Here is a 14,704-nt window from a genome sequence, read left to right on the forward strand (position 1 = left end):
GCAAAACAGAGCAGGGGTCAGGAGCCACCGCATGGCACGGACCACACCCGACGCGCAGCCGCATTTTTCCCAGCCCGTTCAACAGATTTTCGCGATGGTCTTTGTGCTGGGCCTATCGCTTTTTGGCGCGATCATCGCATTGCCGCGCGTCCTGCCTGTGTTCGAGGCGAACCCCTATCTGAACGGGTTCATCCTCGTGGTCTTTTTCATCGGCGTGATCGCCTGTTTCTGGCAGGTGTTTTCGCTGATCTCTTCCGTACGTTGGATCGAGGAGTTTGCGAGCGACAGGGCGGACGCTCAGACGCAGGCGCCGCAGCTTCTGGCCTCACTCGCCTCGCTCTTGCGGTCGCGTGGCGCGCGGATGCAGCTGTCGGCGACCTCCACACGCTCCATTCTGGACTCAGTGGCCACACGGATTGACGAGGTGCGGGACATCACGCGCTACATCGTCAACATGCTGATTTTCCTGGGTCTTCTGGGCACATTCTATGGCCTCGCCACCACCGTGCCCGCCGTGGTCGACACGATCCGCAGCCTCGCGCCGCAAGAGGGCGAAGGCGGGGTCGAGGTGTTCAACCGGCTGATGACCGGCCTGGAAACGCAGTTGGGTGGCATGGGTGTCGCCTTCGCCTCGTCCCTGTTGGGTCTGGCCGGGTCCCTGATCGTGGGGCTGTTGGAGTTGTTCGCGGGCCGCGGCCAGAACCGGTTCTATCGCGAGCTTGAGGAGTGGTTGAGTTCGATCACCCGCGTCGGGCTCACCGATGCTGAGGGCGGCACCGATCAAAGTGCCATGGCGGGTGTGATTGACCATCTGGCGGAGCAGATGGAAAGCCTGCAAACCATGTTCACGCAGTCCGACATCAGCCGCGCCATGGTCGATGAAAAGCTGGGCACGCTGGCCGATGCGGTGGACCGGATGACCACGCGGCTGGAGGCGCAGGGGGGCGGCAATGACGCCCTGATGCGCGTGGCCGAAGGGCAGGACCGGCTGATCGAGGTGATCGAACGGCAGGGCACGGGCGAGGGGATCGATGCCGAAAGCCGAATGCGCCTGCGCTCCATCGACGTGCAGATGCTGCGCATCCTTGAGGAAATCAGCGCGGGCCGGCAGGAAAGCATGGCCGAGCTGCGCACCGACATCTCGGCGCTGGCCACAGCCCTTAGCCAGCCGCGTGGGCAAAACCGCAGGGCAGGCGGGGGCCGCAACCGGCAGGATCAACCGGCAGGGGATAGCTGATCATGGCGCTGTCCCGTCGCACAGGACAACGGTTCCAGGCCTCGATCTGGCCGGGCTTTGTCGATGCGATGACAGGCCTCTTGCTGGTGCTGATGTTCGTACTCACGATTTTCATGATCGTGCAGTTCGTGCTGCGCGAGACGATCTCGGGCCAGGAAAACGAACTGGATCAGCTTGCGGGCGAGGTGGCGGCACTGGCCCAGGCTCTGGGGCTTGAGGAACGGCGCGCGAACGAGCTTGATGCGCGCCTTCTGGAACTGAACACGACGCTGACGGACACAAGGGCACAGCTTGACCAGCAATCAGCCACAATTGCTGCCCTGACGGCAGAGCGCGATGCGCAGGCCACAGCTCTCGCGCAGGCCGAAACGCGCATCACCAGCTTTGAGGCTCAGGTGGCCGCCCTGATCGCGGATCGCGACGCAGCGCTCGACACCGTGGCGGGGCTCGAGGCCGAACAGACACGGCTTTTGTCCGAGCAAGAGGCGCTGAACCTCGCCCTTGCCGCCGCGCGCGACGAGGTCAGCGCACAGGAAGAAACGGCGCGCCTCGCAGCGGCCCGCACAGAGGCATTGCAGGCGCTGATCACGGACCTGCGCAATCGCAACGCCGAAAACGCCGACCAGACGGCAGCGCTGCAGGCCGATCTGAATGCCGCGCGTGAGGCACTGACCGAAGAAGAGGCCGCGCGCCTCGCCGAGGCCGCCGCCGCACAGGCGCTGCGCGACCGGCTGGAAAACGCGGATGCGGAACTGACCGCGATGACGCTGGCACTCGAAGCCCAGCGGCAAGAGGCCGAAGACACGCTCACCCTGCTGGCCGCAGCACGCGCAGCGGAAGAGGATCTGACCGACCGCCTTGCCGTGGCGCTGCTTGCTGCGGAAGCGGCCGAGGCGGCGGAAGCGCAATTGGCAGAACAGGGCACCGACCTGGCCGACCTGCGCGCGCAACTTGCCGCTGCCCTTGTGGAACGGGATGCGGCCCTCGCGGATGCAGAGGCGGCAGGCAGCACCAATGCCGAGGTGCGCGATCAATTGGCGGCGGCCCTCGCAGCCAAACTGGCGGCAGAGACCGATCTGGAAAGCCTCGGTGCCGACACGCAAGAATTGCGCGCAGCACTCGCGGCGGCACTGGCCGAAAAGACGCAGGCCGAAGACGCACTGGCCACCCAGACCTCCGCCACCGAAGAGCGCGCCGCCCTCCTGGCCGCCGCGCGCGAGGCCCTGAGCGCAGAGGAAGCTGCGACGCAAGATGCGCAGCGCCAGACGGAACTCCTGAACCAGCAGGTCGCCAGCCTCCGCACCCAGCTGGGCCAGCTTCAGGCCCTGCTGGATGATGCGGTGTCGCGCGATGCGGCCAAGGACGTGCAACTCAGCACGCTCGGGCGCGACCTGAACACCGCACTCGCCCGCGCAGCGCTCGAAGAGCGGCGCAGGCGCGAATTGGAAGAGGAAGAGCGCAAGCGGCTCGAAGCCGAGGCGCAGGATCTGGAACGCTACCGGTCCGAGTTCTTCGGCGAGTTGCGTGACGTGCTCGGCGCACAGGAAGGCGTGCGGATCGTGGGCGACCGCTTTGTGTTCTCGTCCGAGGTTCTGTTCCCGCCCGGTGGCGCGGACCTGTCGGCCGAGGGGCGCGGCGAAATCGCCAAGATCGCCGACATTCTGCGCGGGGTGGCCGACGACATCCCGCAAGGGATCGACTGGGTGCTTCAGGTGGACGGGCACACCGACAACGTGCCACTGTCCGGATTTGGAGAATTTGCGGACAACTGGGAACTCAGCCAGGCGCGGGCCTTGTCGGTCGTGCGCTATATGGTCAGCGCCCTCGGCCTGCCGCCGAACCGGCTGTCGGCCAACGGGTTTGGGCAATACCAGCCCATCGCGGCGGGCAATTCGCCCGATGCACGCGCCCAGAACCGCCGGATTGAGTTGAAATTCACCGAGAAATAGGGCGCACCAGGGTGCGCCTTACGATCAGCGCACCGTCGTGGTCCCCTGCACGCGATCAATCTCGCGCCCATCGCGGCGCAGGATCACCGTGCCAGTATAGCGGCCCGTGGGCCAGCTTGCCGTCGTTAGCCTCTTGCCCACCGCACGGAAAAACTGCGCCTGATTGCGATCAAGCTCAACAGTTTGCTCAATCAATTCACCGCCGGGCCCATCAATGCGCAACTGCATCCTGTCACCCGCCTTGCCGCCAAAGGCATAGCCAAAAACCACGATAGCCGGGGCATCCACCGGCATCTGGGGCGCGGCCGCCGCGCCTGCCTTGATGTCATCATATTCGGGGACCGCGTCTGCAAACCCGACCTCCAATATCCCGCCGGGGCGATAGGCGGGCGGTGTCGTCCATAGGGTCGCGGTGCTGGGCGCGCCGCATTCAATCTGTCCGTCGGGATCAAAGGGATCGACGACCAGATTATCCTTGCGCAGCGTCATGTGGACATGGGGAAACTGCGTCCGCCCCGACAGGCCAATCTGCCCAAGCACGGTTCCGGTTTCGACACGGTCTCCTTTCCTGACAGTCACACTGCCGCGTTTGAGGTGACAATACTGCGTGCTCCACCCGCCCTCATGTTCAATCCGGACACCGTTGCCGCATTCGCGCCCATCGACGCGGTTTTCGTCACCTTTGCGGTAGAGCCGGTCCTGCATCCCGTTCCGTGTGCCAGCAACAACGCCCGGGGCTACCGCGATCACATCAACACCGCGCCGCATCTGGTCCAGTGACCGCAGGGCAAAATCGGTACCCTGGTGCGTGTCGTAGCTCAGGCTGGAGCAGCGGTAATCCATCGCTCCGCGCGACGGATCGTGGTCTACATACTGCTGGATAAAGCAGTCGCGCCCCAGATCGCAGTCAATGGGCAGGCTCAAAGAAATATCCCCCGCAGCGACTGGCGCAGCGAGGGACAGGATCAGTGCAGCAAGGGCTGCGCGCATCAATCCGCCGTCAGAAGCGGGGGCTTGTCGCCCGAAATGCGCGGGTTGTCCGGACCAGAAAGTTTCAGGTCCAACTCGCCATTCTTGACGCCCACGCGGACAACGCCGCCCTTCATCAACTTGCCAAAGAGCAATTCTTCGGCCAGCGGCTTCTTGATATGTTCCTGGATCACGCGGCCCAAGGGGCGCGCGCCCATCTTGTCGTCATAGCCCTTGTCGGCCAGCCATTCGGCAGCAGGCTTCGTCAATTCGATGGTCACGTTGCGGTCCATCAGCTGCGCTTCCAGTTGCAGCACGAACTTCTCGACCACGGACAGGATCACATCCTTGCTCAGCGGTGCAAAGCTGATCACCGCGTCCAGACGGTTGCGGAACTCCGGCGTGAACGTGCGCTCGATGGCGGCGGTATCCTCGCCCTCGCGCCGCTCGCGGCCAAAGCCGACAGCGGCCTTCGCCATGTCCGAGGCACCGGCGTTCGACGTCATGATCAGGATCACGTTGCGGAAATCCACCGTGCGCCCATTGTGGTCGGTCAGCTGGCCGTTGTCCATGACCTGCAACAGGATATTGTAGACATCTGGGTGCGCCTTTTCGATCTCGTCCAGCAGCAGCACGCAATGCGGATGCTGATCGACGCCATCGGTCAGCAGACCACCCTGGTCAAAGCCGACATAGCCCGGAGGGGCACCGATCAGGCGCGAAACAGCATGCTTCTCCATGTATTCCGACATGTCGAAGCGCAGCATTTCCACACCCAGGGTGTCCGCCAGTTGCTTGGCCACTTCGGTCTTCCCCACGCCCGTCGGCCCGGCAAAGAGGTAGTTGCCGATGGGCTTTTCAGGCTCACGCAGCCCTGCGCGCGCCAGTTTGATGGCCGAGGACAGCGCCTCGATCGCCGGGTCCTGACCGAACACCACGCGTTTCAATGACACTTCGAGGTCCTTGAGGGTCTCGGCATCGTCCTTGGACACGTTTTTCGGAGGAATGCGGGCGATCTTGGCCACAACATTCTCGATCTCCTTGGTGCCGATGGTCTTGCGACGCTTGGCGGCGGCGACCAGATGCTGGGCCGCACCCGCTTCGTCGATCACGTCAATCGCGCTGTCGGGTAGCTTGCGGTCATTGATGTAGCGGCTTGCCAGTTCGACAGAGGTCTTGATCGCATCCGAGGTGTATTTGACGCCGTGGTGATCCTCGAAATAGGGCTTGAGGCCCTTGAGGATCTTGGTGGCATCTTCCACCGAAGGCTCATTCACATCGATCTTCTGGAAGCGACGGCTCAGCGCGCGGTCCTTCTCGAAATGCTGGCGGAACTCTTTGTAGGTGGTCGAGCCCATGGTCCGCAGCTTGCCGCCCTGCAAGGCCGGTTTCAGCAGGTTCGATGCATCCATCGCACCACCCGAGGTGGCACCAGCACCGATCACGGTGTGGATCTCGTCGATGAACAGAACAGCATCCTTGTGCTCTTCCAACTCGGTCACAACGGCTTTCAGGCGCTCCTCAAAATCACCGCGATACCGCGTACCAGCAAGCAGCGCGCCCATGTCGAGCGAATAGATGGTCGTGCCAGACAGCACTTCCGGCGTCTCACCCGCCACGATCTTGCGCGCCAAACCCTCGGCGATGGCTGTCTTGCCCACACCGGGATCACCCACCAGCAGCGGGTTGTTCTTCCGGCGGCGGCACAGCACCTGAATGCAGCGCTCGACCTCGTCGGACCGGCCGATCAGCGGGTCAATATCTCCCTCGCGCGACTTCTCGTTCAGGTCCACGCAATACTTGGCCAGCGCGCTTTCTTTCTTCTCGCCCTCGGTCACGCCCTGCGGCTCTTCCTCGGCCTCCGGCGCACCGGAAACAGGGCGGCTTTCGCCAAAGGCGGGGTCCTTCGCCACGCCATGTGCAATAAAGTTCACGGCATCATAGCGGGTCATGTCCTGCTCCTGCAGGAAATAGGCCGCGTTCGATTCGCGCTCGGCAAAAATAGCGACCAGCACGTTGGCGCCGGTGACCTCTGTGCGGCCCGACGATTGCACGTGGATCGCCGCGCGCTGGATCACGCGCTGGAAGGCAGCAGTCGGCACCGCTTCGGAGCCGTCAATGTCTGTGACCAGGTTCGACAGATCGTCGTCCACAAACTCCTCAAGCGTGCCGCGCAGTTCATCAATATCGACCGAACAGGCCTGCATGACACGGCGTGCATCGGGTTCGTCGATCAAAGACAGCAATAGGTGCTCGAGCGTTGCGAATTCGTGCCGGCGTTCGTTGGCCAGCGCAAGCGCCTGGTGGATGGCTTTTTCGAGTGTCGTCGAGAATGAAGGCACGAGCGTGCTCCTTTCGATCGGGGTCGGGTGGGGGCGCCAAGGAATGTCGAGGCCCCGTACCAACCATGGCCTCATGTGTTTAAGTTTGGTTGAAGATCGCGCGGCTTCAAGGACTTTTTACGCCTTGACCCTCACAATGTCCGTGAGTGACGTTACGATGGTGTCGTTTTGGGCGTGTTGGTGGACCTGTCCGTCTCAGAAGTTGTCCTTCCGGGTGCGGATTTCGGCAAACACGTCGGCGGCGTTGGCACCTTTCATGCCCAAATGGGCCTGAATGGCGGGATCATGGGCGCGCAGAAATGGATTTGTGGCCAGTTCTTCGGACAAAAGCGATGGAACGGTCGGGGTGCCCGATGCGCGTTTTTCGGCCACCTCGCGGACCCGATATATAAGATCGGGATTTTCGGGATCAATGGTCAGGGCGAATTTCCCGTTGGCGGCGGTGTATTCGTGGCCCGAGTAAACCACCGTGTCGCCGGGCAGGGCGGCCAGCTTCTGCAGGCTCTCATGCATCTGCGGCTTGGTGCCCTCAAACACGCGGCCACAGCCCAGGGCCATCAGGCTGTCGGCGGTGAAAACGGCCTTCGATCCTGCGAAATGAAAGGCGATATGCCCGACCGTGTGGCCAGAGACGTCGATGACCGTTCCCACCTCGTCGCCGACTGAAATCGTATCACCTTCGACCACCTTCACATCCAGCGCAGGCAAACGCTCCGCATCCGCAGCGGCACCGACAACGCGGGCAGGGTGGGCGGCCAGGATCGCGGCCAGCCCGTCCACATGGTCGTAGTGGTGATGGGTCAGCAGCACGTCGGTCAGCCGCCAGCCGGTCTCGTCCAGCACCTCAAGGATGGGTGCCGCCTCGGGCGCATCAATCAGCGCGGTGGATTCAGTTGCCGCATCATGGGCGAGAAAGGCGTAATTGTCGCTCAGGCAGGGGATCGTGCGGATGTCGAGGGGCATGGCAATTCGGCTCTTTGTGCTTACTGTTAGGGTTCAAGGTGGTCCCAAAGGGCCAGATGGACAAGGGACGATCATGCATCTCGACGTGCAGGACCTGCGCAACTTCTACTATCGCAGTGCGCTGGGGCGGGCGGCGCAGGCCTCGCTGCGGCGCAGGCTGGTGGAATTGTGGCCCGAGGCCAAGGGGCAGACGGTGGCGGGCTTCGGTTTTGCCGCGCCGCTCTTGCGTCCCTACATGGCCGATGCGCGGCGGGTGATTGCGCTGATGCCGGGCCCTCAAGGGGTGATGCCGTGGCCTGCGGACATGAACAACGTCTCGGTCCTGACCGAAGAAACCCTCTGGCCCATTGAAACCGGTCACGTGGACAAGCTGGTGATGCTGCACGGGCTGGAAACATCCGAACGGGCCTACGACCTGCTGGAAGAGGCGTGGCGCGTGCTGGGGCCGGGGGGCAAGGCGCTGTTCATCGTGCCCAACCGCGCCGGGTTCTGGAGCCGCCGGGACCGCACGCCCTTTGGCTACGGGCGACCCTATTCCGCAAGTCAGCTCGAAACCCAGTTGCGCAAACACCAGTTCCTGCCCGAACGGCATGTGGGCGCGCTGTACCAGATGCCCTCGGGGCGGCGGGTGTGGATGAAATCGGCCGCTATGTTCGAAAAGGTGGGGCGGCTCATGCCGGGCATGGTCGCAGGCGGCGCATTCATGGTCGAAGCCTCGAAACTGGTCTACCCGCCCAAGGGCAAGGTCGCCCGCTCCAAGGCCAAGCGGCAAACCGTGCCGCAGGGCGTCACAGCCCCGGTCGCGGGACGGGTCTAGTCACGCCGTCAGGACGATTTGATCCTCGGTGATTCCGGGCGTGCCCTCAAGCCGGACCACGGTGATACCTGTTTCAACGCCATTCAGGGGTGGAAAGGTCACACGCACATCAGTGAAGGCACCACCGGGGTCCTCTACGATTTCGATATCCTCGACTTCGGCGCCGTTGAACGAGCTGATTTGCAGGACATCTTCGCTGGGATCGAAATCAGTGATCTGAAAAAACAGAACCTCGGTATCGCCGAACGGATTTCGTATCAGGGCTTCGATCGTATCGGCGCCTTCGCCGCCGGTGACCGTCGCGGGACCGTCTTCATTGTTGAAGAAGTCAAAGACGGTGATCTCGTCATCGCCAGCACCGCCCAGGCCGGTTGCGCCCGCGCTGATGTTAAGCCTGTCATTGCCGGCACCACCAGAGCCAAGCGCGCCGGTGTCCACGCTCACAAAGTCGTCCCCATCGTCGCCATAGGCTTCGGATCCCGCGCCGCCAATGGTCAAACGGTCATTGCCCGCTTCCCCCAGAAGCGTAGCGACGCCGTCGCCTTGCGCGCTCAAACGGTCGTCGCCCTCACCACCGCGCACCTCGCCCCCGAACAGCCTCACACTGTCGTCGCCCGTGCCTGCGTCGATGGTCGCGTTTGAAGAGGTTATTGTGTCGTTACCGTCGCCACCGTCGATGACGATGGCCGGCTCAGTGCCGTTGATGCTGAACGATCCTTGGCTGCGTTCCACGAAAACACCCTGCAGCAGATCATCACCTGCACCGCCTGTCAGAGTTGTGTCTGCATGATCGGCAAACAGGATGTCGTCGCCATCCCCACCATCCAACGCGAGCCCTTCGGTGCCCGTTGTCAACCAGTCCGTACCGTTGGTCCCCGTCGTGCTCTCCGTAACCACCTGTTCGGTCACGCCTTGTCGTGTCACGACGTAGTCTTCGTTCAGAAAGGTGACCAGTTCATCACCATCCGTGTTGGCTTCCAGATAGTGAACGGCGACCGGGGCGTTGGACTGAATGTCGGGCAAAACATCCCGCATGTTGCCTGGATCGGGCAGGGGGACGCCGTCGTCTGGCAACTCCAATTGGACCGTCCCCAAAAGCTGTAGACCAAGAACCTGTTCAAAATCCTCCAGTTCATAGGCCAGCGGCGACCCGCCAAACGCCTGTTGGCCGGGAATGTCGCCGCGTCGTTCATAGTCTGCGTCCGACAGGTCCGTGCCTTCGGGTACCAGATAGAACCGGGCCTCATACGTCTCGTAGAAATTGTCGGGGTTATCTTCGCTATCGACGTAAAAGATGCTGGCAAGGGTGCCTGTTTCATCCGCACCGACATCCAATGTGATCGTGCCCGCGGCGTCGTCGAAATCAAAGGTTGCGCCGGTGTCTTCCGGCTCGGGGGGCACGGGGTCACCGGTGCCAGGTTCAGGGGGGGCTGTTGGATCGGTCTCAGGTGTCTGCGAATCCGAAACATCGTGCGCGTCATTGTCATGCGCTGCGGTCAGCATCAACGCGCCGCTCATCAAGGCGAGCAAAGCCAATGCACCCATAACCAATCCCCCTAAAAAATATCCTTTTACGATGCCGGAAACTTCAGCATGCGATCCCGGCGCAAGTCAACAGAATGGCCAAACTGTTGCGTATGCAGAAACGATCGGGGTCAACGGCCTAAATTGGGGCACGCGCCGTAAATCGTCGCTGTTCTGCCTGCAAATTGGGAGGAATCGCCCGCAAAGACGCACGTTTTGTGACTGAATTATTACAATTCCTGCGAGCCAATAGGTCGCAGTTTTGTTAACCAATTGAAAAGTCTCAAGAAGCACCCAGACCGATGCTCACGAACACATGTTGCGGGGTGACAAACCCTCTGCTACATCCCCCCTGATTTTCTCGCCTTGGCCACAATCAGGGCGGTCCAACACCCCGGGCCACGCATCCGTGTGCAGCAAACCGGGCCAAGACATCGAAAGGGTGGACGTGTCCGAACCAGCTTCGATCTCCACAGGCATCGCCGCGCGCTATGCCACTGCTGTCTACGAACTTGCCAAGGATGGCAAAGCCGTAAAATCCCTCGAAGGCGACATTGATACCCTGACAGCCGCCATGGCCGACAGCGGCGACTTCAATGCCCTGATCCACTCGCCCGTCTACAGCCGGGAAGAGCAGGCCGCCGCCATCACCGCGATCGCCAAGAAAGCCAAGCTGACGGACCTGATGGCCAACACGCTGGCACTCATGGCCGAAAAGCGCCGCCTGTTTGTGCTGCCGCAACTGGTGCAGGCGCTGCGCGACGTGATTGCCGAAGACAAGGGCGAGCTGACCGCCGACGTCACCTCGGCCAAGGCGCTGACCAAGACGCAAAGCGAAAAACTCGCCAAGACGCTCAAGGCCCGCATGGGCAAGGACGTCACCATCAATGCCTCCGTCGATGAAAGCCTCATCGGCGGTTTGATCGTTAAAGTGGGCTCGAAGATGATCGACACGTCGATCCGCTCCAAGCTCGCTTCACTCCAGAATGCAATGAAAGAGGTCGGATAAATGGGTATCCAAGCAGCAGAAATTTCTGCGATCCTGAAAGACCAGATCAAGAACTTTGGTCAGGAAGCAGAAGTGGCCGAAGTGGGCCGCGTTTTGTCGGTGGGCGACGGGATCGCCCGCGTCTACGGCCTCGACAACGTACAAGCCGGTGAGATGGTTGAATTCCCCGGCGGCATTCAGGGCATGGCCCTGAACCTCGAAAACGACAACGTCGGCGTCGTGATCTTCGGCTCCGACCGCGACATTAAAGAAGGTGACACCGTCAAGCGCACCAACTCCATCGTGGACGTGCCCGCCGGTGACGAACTCTTGGGCCGCGTTGTGGACGGTCTGGGCAACCCGCTCGACGGCAAGGGCCCGATCAAGGCGTCCGAGCGTCGCGTGGCTGACGTCAAAGCGCCCGGCATCATCCCACGTAAATCGGTGCACGAGCCGATGGCGACCGGTCTCAAGGCCGTGGACGCGATGATCCCGATTGGCCGCGGTCAGCGCGAACTGATCATCGGCGACCGTCAGACCGGCAAAACCGCCGTGGCGCTTGACGCGATCCTGAACCAGAAATCCTACAACGACGCAGCCGGCGATGATGAGAGCAAAAAGCTCTACTGCATCTACGTCGCCGTCGGCCAAAAGCGGTCCACCGTGGCGCAGCTGGTGAAGAAGCTCGAAGAATCCGGTGCGATCGACTACTCGATCGTCGTGGCAGCCACCGCGTCCGACCCGGCGCCCATGCAGTTTCTGGCACCCTACGCCGCGACCGCAATGGCGGAATACTTCCGCGACAACGGCCGCCACGCGCTGATCATCTATGATGACCTGTCCAAACAGGCCGTGTCCTACCGTCAGATGTCGCTCCTGCTGCGTCGCCCGCCGGGCCGCGAAGCCTACCCTGGCGACGTGTTCTACCTCCACTCGCGCCTGCTGGAACGTTCGGCCAAGCTGAACGAAGACAACGGCGCAGGTTCGCTGACGGCCCTGCCGATCATCGAAACCCAGGGCGGCGACGTGTCGGCCTTTATCCCGACCAACGTGATCTCGATCACCGACGGCCAGATCTTCCTTGAAACGGAACTCTTCTACCAGGGCATCCGCCCCGCCGTGAACACCGGTCTGTCGGTGTCCCGCGTGGGCTCCTCGGCGCAAACGGACGCGATGTCGTCGGTTGCGGGTCCGGTGAAACTGTCGCTGGCCCAGTACCGCGAAATGGCGGCCTTCGCCCAGTTTGGCTCCGACCTCGATGCGGCCACCCAGCAGCTTCTGAACCGTGGCGCACGCCTGACGGAACTGATGAAGCAAGCGCAATACGCGCCGCTGACCAACGCGGAAATCGTCTGCGTGATCTTTGCGGGCACCAACGGCTACCTCGACAACATCGACGTCAGCGAAGTGGGCAAGTTTGAAACGGGCCTTCTGGCCTTCCTGCGCTCGCAGAAAGCCGACTTCCTGAAGTGGATCGCCGACGAAGATCCCAAGTTCAAGGGCGGCGAGAATGTCGACAAGATGAAGGCGGTCCTCGACGAGTTCGCTTCGACCTTCGCATAAGGAGATCGGGCAATGCCAAATCTCAAGGACCTGAAAAACAGGATCGAAAGCGTGAAATCCACGCGGAAGATCACCAAGGCCATGCAGATGGTGGCCGCCGCGAAACTGCGGCGGGCACAGGAAGCGGCCGAGATGTCGCGCCCCTATGCCGAACGGTTCAATGCCGTGATGGCAGGGCTGGCATCCTCTGCGGCGGGCTCTGAAACCGCGCCGAAGCTGTTGTCGGGCACAGGCTCGGACCAGACCCACCTTCTGGTGGTGATGACAGCCGAACGCGGTCTCTGCGGTGGGTTCAACACCAACATCGCCAAGCTGGCCAAGGCCAAGGCGGCGGAACTGATCGCCGCTGGCAAGACGGTCAAAATCCTGACGGTCGGCAAGAAGGGCCGCGACCAGCTGAAACGCGACTACGAGGACCACTTCGTCGGTCACGTCGACATGACCGAGGTCAAGCGGATGTCCTACGCCGATGCGCAGGGCGTGGCCAAGGACGTGCTGGGCCGCTTTGACGCGGGCGAGTTCGACGTGGCGACGATCTTCTACTCGAAGTTCCAGAACGTCGTGACGCAAATCCCGACAGCACAACAGATCATCCCCTTCGCAATCCCCGAGGATTTCGAAGCAGCCGATACGCTCTACGACTACGAGCCGGACGAAGAGGCCATTCTGGCCGACCTTCTGCCGCGCGGCGTGGCCACGGCGATCTTCTCTGGCCTTCTGGAAAACGGCGCCTCTGAACAGGGCGCCCGGATGAGCGCCATGGACAACGCGACCCGCAACGCGGGCGAGATGATCGACAAGCTGACCATCGAATTCAACCGCTCGCGTCAGGCCGTGATCACGAACGAGCTGATTGAAATCATTTCGGGCGCGGAAGCGCTCTAAAGACACCCGGAGACGAGATAATGGCAAACGCTAAAGGTAAAGTAACACAAGTCATCGGGGCCGTCGTCGACGTGCAGTTCGATGACCACCTGCCAGAGATTCTGAACGCTCTGGAAACCGATAACAACGGCAACAAGCTGGTGCTTGAGGTCGCGCAACATCTCGGTGAAAACACCGTCCGCACCATCGCGATGGACAGCTCCGAAGGTCTGGTGCGCGGTCAGGACGTGTCCGACACCGGTGGCCCGATCATGGTGCCCGTGGGGCCCAAGACCCTTGGCCGTATCCTGAACGTCGTGGGCGAGCCCGTGGACGAAGGTGGCGCGGTCGACGCCGATGAAAAGCGTGCGATCCACCAGCCGGCACCTGAATTTGCCGAACAGTCGACCGAATCCGAAATCCTGGTGACCGGGATCAAGGTTGTGGACCTGCTGGCCCCTTACGCCAAGGGCGGTAAGATCGGCCTCTTCGGCGGTGCCGGCGTGGGCAAGACCGTTCTGATCATGGAACTGATCAACAACATCGCGAAAGTACACTCGGGCTATTCCGTGTTCGCCGGTGTGGGTGAACGGACCCGTGAGGGCAACGACCTCTATCACGAGATGATCGAGTCGAACGTGATCAAGCCTGACAACCTGGAAGAAAGCCAAGTGGCCCTGGTCTACGGCCAGATGAACGAGCCTCCGGGTGCGCGTGCCCGTGTGGCCCTGACCGGTCTGACGCTGGCAGAACAGTTCCGTGACGCCTCCGGCACCGACGTTCTGTTCTTCGTGGACAACATCTTCCGCTTTACCCAAGCGGGCTCCGAGGTGTCGGCTCTGCTCGGCCGTATCCCCTCGGCTGTGGGCTACCAGCCGACGCTGGCCACCGACATGGGTGCGATGCAGGAACGGATCACCTCCACCAAGTCAGGCTCGATCACCTCGATCCAGGCCGTGTACGTGCCTGCGGACGACCTTACCGACCCCGCGCCTGCAACCACCTTTGCTCACTTGGACGCGACAACCGTTCTGTCCCGTGCGATCTCCGAGCTGGGTATCTACCCCGCCGTGGACCCGCTCGACAGCTCCTCGCGCCTGATGGACCCGCAGATCGTGGGTGAAGAGCACTACAAGGTGGCCTCCGACGTCCAGCAGATCCTGCAGCGCTACAAGTCGCTTCAGGACATCATCGCCATCCTCGGGATGGACGAACTGTCGGAAGAGGACAAGCTGACCGTGGCCCGCGCCCGCAAGATCCAGCGCTTCCTGTCGCAGCCCTTCGACGTGGCCAAGGTGTTCACCGGCTCCGACGGTGTGCAGGTCCCGCTGGAAGACACGATTGCCTCGTTCAAGGCGGTTGTGGCCGGCGAATACGACCACCTGCCCGAGGGCGCCTTCTACATGGTGGGCGGCATCGACGAGGTGAAAGCCAAAGCCGAGAAGATGGCCGCCGACGCAGCCTAATCGTAAGGCGGGTTTCAACCCG

Annotated in this window: 11 protein-coding genes; 7 read left to right on the forward strand and 4 right to left on the reverse strand. The window is 62.2% G+C overall.

Features of this window, described 5'->3' with window-relative positions; genetic code table 11:
* Window positions 1-31 precede the first annotated feature (31 nt).
* The gene (locus tag RA29_RS06365) at window positions 32-1,237 is read left to right on the forward strand and encodes a biopolymer transporter ExbB (protein WP_052249509.1); all 1,206 of its coding nucleotides are present in this window, start codon (window positions 32-34) and stop codon (window positions 1,235-1,237) included.
* Between the two features lie 2 nt (window positions 1,238-1,239).
* The gene (locus RA29_RS06370; protein WP_039684173.1) at window positions 1,240-3,186 is read left to right on the forward strand and encodes a peptidoglycan -binding protein; all 1,947 of its coding nucleotides are present in this window, start codon (window positions 1,240-1,242) and stop codon (window positions 3,184-3,186) included.
* A gap of 24 nt (window positions 3,187-3,210) precedes the next feature.
* Here the strand turns inward: RA29_RS06370 and RA29_RS06375 are convergent, their stop codons facing one another.
* The 3 genes from RA29_RS06375 to gloB all read right to left on the reverse strand — a co-directional run bounded on the left by RA29_RS06375 (window position 3,211) and on the right by gloB (window position 7,460).
* Window positions 3,211-4,176: a M23 family metallopeptidase gene (locus RA29_RS06375; protein ID WP_039684175.1), complete on the reverse strand. Its 966-nt coding sequence runs from the start codon at window positions 4,174-4,176 to the stop codon at window positions 3,211-3,213.
* Window positions 4,176-6,497 (reverse strand): ATP-dependent Clp protease ATP-binding subunit ClpA, encoded by a 2,322-nt coding sequence (gene clpA / locus RA29_RS06380; RefSeq protein WP_039684519.1) that lies wholly within the window; start codon window positions 6,495-6,497, stop codon window positions 4,176-4,178. The genes RA29_RS06375 and clpA overlap by 1 nt, the downstream gene beginning before the upstream one ends.
* Window positions 6,498-6,692: 195 nt before the next feature.
* Window positions 6,693-7,460 carry a hydroxyacylglutathione hydrolase gene (gene gloB / locus RA29_RS06385; RefSeq protein WP_039684177.1) on the reverse strand — a complete coding sequence of 256 codons (768 nt, stop codon included), beginning with the start codon at window positions 7,458-7,460 and terminating at the stop codon, window positions 6,693-6,695.
* A gap of 73 nt (window positions 7,461-7,533) precedes the next feature.
* On the opposite strand from gloB, the gene RA29_RS06390 reads away from it, so the two are divergent.
* Complete coding sequence (locus RA29_RS06390; RefSeq protein ID WP_039684179.1) at window positions 7,534-8,277, forward strand: ATP synthase; 744 nt, start codon at window positions 7,534-7,536, stop codon at window positions 8,275-8,277.
* Here RA29_RS06390 and RA29_RS06395 read toward each other — a convergent pair whose 3' ends face one another.
* Window positions 8,278-9,822 (reverse strand): calcium-binding protein, encoded by a 1,545-nt coding sequence (locus RA29_RS06395; RefSeq protein WP_039684181.1) that lies wholly within the window; start codon window positions 9,820-9,822, stop codon window positions 8,278-8,280.
* A gap of 427 nt (window positions 9,823-10,249) precedes the next feature.
* On the opposite strand from RA29_RS06395, the gene RA29_RS06400 reads away from it, so the two are divergent.
* From RA29_RS06400 to atpD, 4 genes are read left to right on the forward strand one after another with little or no spacing between them, the layout of a single operon-like run.
* On the forward strand, window positions 10,250-10,810 hold the full coding sequence (locus RA29_RS06400) for a F0F1 ATP synthase subunit delta (RefSeq protein ID WP_039684521.1): 561 nt from the start codon (window positions 10,250-10,252) through the stop codon (window positions 10,808-10,810).
* Window positions 10,811-12,352, forward strand: a complete 1,542-nt coding sequence (gene atpA, locus RA29_RS06405) for a F0F1 ATP synthase subunit alpha (protein ID WP_039684183.1) — start codon at window positions 10,811-10,813, stop codon at window positions 12,350-12,352. It abuts the gene before it with no gap.
* Between the two features lie 12 nt (window positions 12,353-12,364).
* Window positions 12,365-13,237, forward strand: a complete 873-nt coding sequence (locus tag RA29_RS06410; RefSeq protein WP_039684185.1) for a F0F1 ATP synthase subunit gamma — start codon at window positions 12,365-12,367, stop codon at window positions 13,235-13,237.
* A gap of 20 nt (window positions 13,238-13,257) precedes the next feature.
* The gene (gene atpD / locus RA29_RS06415; RefSeq protein ID WP_039684187.1) at window positions 13,258-14,682 is read left to right on the forward strand and encodes a F0F1 ATP synthase subunit beta; all 1,425 of its coding nucleotides are present in this window, start codon (window positions 13,258-13,260) and stop codon (window positions 14,680-14,682) included.
* Window positions 14,683-14,704: the final 22 nt, after the last annotated feature.

The organism is Tateyamaria sp. ANG-S1, assembly GCF_000814025.1.
GTDB lineage: Bacteria > Pseudomonadota > Alphaproteobacteria > Rhodobacterales > Rhodobacteraceae > Tateyamaria.